The sequence below is a fragment of the Streptomyces purpureus genome (assembly GCF_014648195.1).
GTDB lineage: Bacteria > Actinomycetota > Actinomycetes > Streptomycetales > Streptomycetaceae > Streptomyces > Streptomyces purpureus.
Genome location: NZ_BMQQ01000068.1, coordinates 1 through 2,485, shown reverse-complemented (window position 1 = coordinate 2,485; position 2,485 = coordinate 1). Strand labels below are relative to the sequence as shown.

Sequence of the window (2,485 nt, the reverse complement as noted above, 5' to 3'; positions counted from 1 at the left end):
TCGATCTTGTCCAGGCCCCGGTCCAGGAGGTCCTTGCCCCCACTGACGATGCCCCCGAGATCCACCATCAGCCCTGCTCCTCGCTCGTCCGTTCCCTGCTCATATGTTCTGCTTCATGGCGGCCCTGTCCTGGTCCGTACTGCTGTCCTGTCAGCCAGCCGCTCCCCCGGGTCACCGGTACCGGATCAGCCGGAAACCGCTCGCAGCCACTGCGTTGAGATCCGTCAACGGAGCCGCCGAACCGTCCACGACGCCGGTGCCCTGCTCCGAGCGGAACCCGGTCAGCAGCAGTCCTACAGACTCCCGCCCCTGTCCGTCCCGTCGTCGCGCCCAGATCAGAGCCCGCGCCCCAACCGGGAACGCGGACAGCTCGTCAAGCAACGTGTCCCACGCCGAGTGTTCCGAGACGGAGAGCACCTGGCCCAGCTGCGCCATCGTCGTGGGGAACCAGACGGCAGAGCCCGGGCGCGGCGGCAGCGGCATGCCAGCTTCGCCCGGGGTTCCGCCCTGCTCCCAGGCAGCCAGCCACGGCCACGGGTACGAGTTGGGCAGCCCGAACGGCTCACCGTGTGCTTTCGGCACCACCACAGCACCATCGAGCATCGCCCGCGTCCAGTCCCCGCCGCGCAGGAACTCCTGCGACTGGCAGGCGAACAGCCAGCCGCGACGGTTCTCGTCCGCCGGGGACGGGTCCACGAGAACCACCGGATCGTCGTACGTGCGGTGCAACCACGCCCCTGCCTTCTCGACCGCCGTCCGCAGGTCGGTGGCGGCCCGCAGCCACGGCTCGGGCTCGACGGCGGCCCGGGGAGCCGTACGCGCGAAGACCAGTTCCCGGATGCCCTGGGTCTCCAGTCGCGCCAAGCCGCCGGTCATCCCGTCGAGGATCACGACCTGACCGCCGTTGTTGTCCACGTAGAGCAGATGGCCGCTGGCCTCGTACCCCGCGGTCTCGCGCCGCACCCACACCACGCCCCGCGTACCCGGCCCCGTCTCCCGTGCCGCCGCGATCACCTCCTCCCAGCTACGGCACGTCAGGGGCCGGGCGGCCGGGAAATACCGCCTCAGCAGCAGTTCCCACCAGCCCGGCCCCTCGTGCGCCGGAGACCAGGGCAGAGTGCTCGAGGGCCCCCCGCCGAGCGCCGCGGCCACGGTGACCACACACCCTCGGGAGTTGAGCACCCGTGCCTGTGTTCCGTACTCCCGAGGAGCGGGGGAACGGCCGAACGCCGCCACATCGCCCCAGGGGTCGGGCGCGGCCGGGTGGAACGGGGTCATCCCGTTCTTCGGCACGACGACGGACGAGGCGAGCATCGGCGTGGCCGGGTAACCGGGCTGCTCCACGGCACGGCACGCGAACAGCCAGGTATGCGCGTCCTCGGCGACGGGGCCGGGGGCGGCGAGCTCGACGAGGCCGTGGTAGGTGGAGCGGAGCCACTGGAGGGCTTGCTGCTGGGGATCGAGGTTCATGGTTCAGGCCTTGTTGGGCGGCCACTCGCCGCGGGCGACACGGTCGAGATACTCGGCCACGGGCAGATGCGACGGCGGGAAGTGGGCCGCCGATCCGTTCTTCGGCACCACGACGAGCCGGGTGAACGGAGCCTTGGTGAAGTCACCGGTGTCGAGGTGCTCCTGCGAGTCGAAGCGCACGAGCCAGGCGATCGGGTGCTCCGTGCTCAGCTCGGGCTGCAACACGATGGTGTACGTCCTGCCGGCCTCGGTGCCGGCCAGGAAGGTGCGGGCCGCATCGAAAGCGTCGTTCTGCGAGATCAACGGAAATCCTTCATTTCTTGCCGTACGGAATATGGCCGATGTATTTGGCGTCCTTCTCGAGGACTCCCAGCGTGCCAGACTGGCCATCCAGGAAAACGACGCCATGGTCCGTCTTGACCGCGTTGAAAACATGTGCCGTACCGTCTGCGCGTGAGATGTACACAGCACTTCGTGCACCGTCGCCACGGTTGTTCAGGTCTCTGATGATGTCGTCGTAGCTGTTGACCCAGTCGTACTCGCCAGGCTTCCGGCCCTTCAAGCCCAGGGCTTCCGGCGGAATGTGAGCACCTTCCGGCCTGGGAGCCGCGGACACCTCGACCCCGTCCAGACGTTGGTTGACGGCCACCACGTTGTGGGAGCAGTTGTCCGTGTACCCCTGCGCCCCTGTGTTGTTGACGTCCTTGAGCCACGGATAGTGCTCGTCGATATACTTCTGCGCCGTCGCCGCGTCGACGGAGTCGGCGTGAATCGCCTTTTCCTTCACGTTATCCGTGGACTTCGCGATGGCGCTCCAATCCTTCGGAGCGTCCGGATCCGGCTGAGGAGAGTGCGGCGGCTTACCGGGAGGTCCGTCCGGCTTCCCGTCCAGTGCTCCCCGGACTCCGGCCCTGAGCCCGCCCCCCACGCCTTTGGTGCCGAAGATCTCGGGCAGGAGCCGGCCGAGGCCTTCGCTCGGGTCCTTCTTGAAGGATTCGATGAGGGCGCCGGGGAT

3 protein-coding genes are annotated in these 2,485 nt (G+C 68.3%); all 3 read right to left on the bottom strand.

Annotated features, from left to right (window positions below; translation table 11 throughout):
- Positions 1–171: 171 nt before the first annotated feature.
- The gene (locus IEZ01_RS34365; RefSeq protein WP_019889884.1) at positions 172–1,470 is read right to left on the bottom strand and encodes a YrhB domain-containing protein; all 1,299 of its coding nucleotides are present in this window, start codon (positions 1,468–1,470) and stop codon (positions 172–174) included.
- Between the two features lie 3 nt (positions 1,471–1,473).
- Positions 1,474–1,773 (bottom strand): YrhB domain-containing protein, encoded by a 300-nt coding sequence (locus tag IEZ01_RS34360; protein WP_019889885.1) that lies wholly within the window; start codon positions 1,771–1,773, stop codon positions 1,474–1,476.
- Between the two features lie 10 nt (positions 1,774–1,783).
- Positions 1,784–2,485, bottom strand: a 702-nt coding sequence (locus IEZ01_RS34355) for a toxin glutamine deamidase domain-containing protein (protein ID WP_229833366.1), incomplete at its 5' end; no start/stop codon positions are given.

Coding starts and splice junctions, on each gene's coding strand:
- IEZ01_RS34365 (WP_019889884.1), bottom strand. CDS start 1,470: ATGAACCTCGATCCCCAGCAGCAAGCCCTCCAGTGGCTCCGCTCCACC.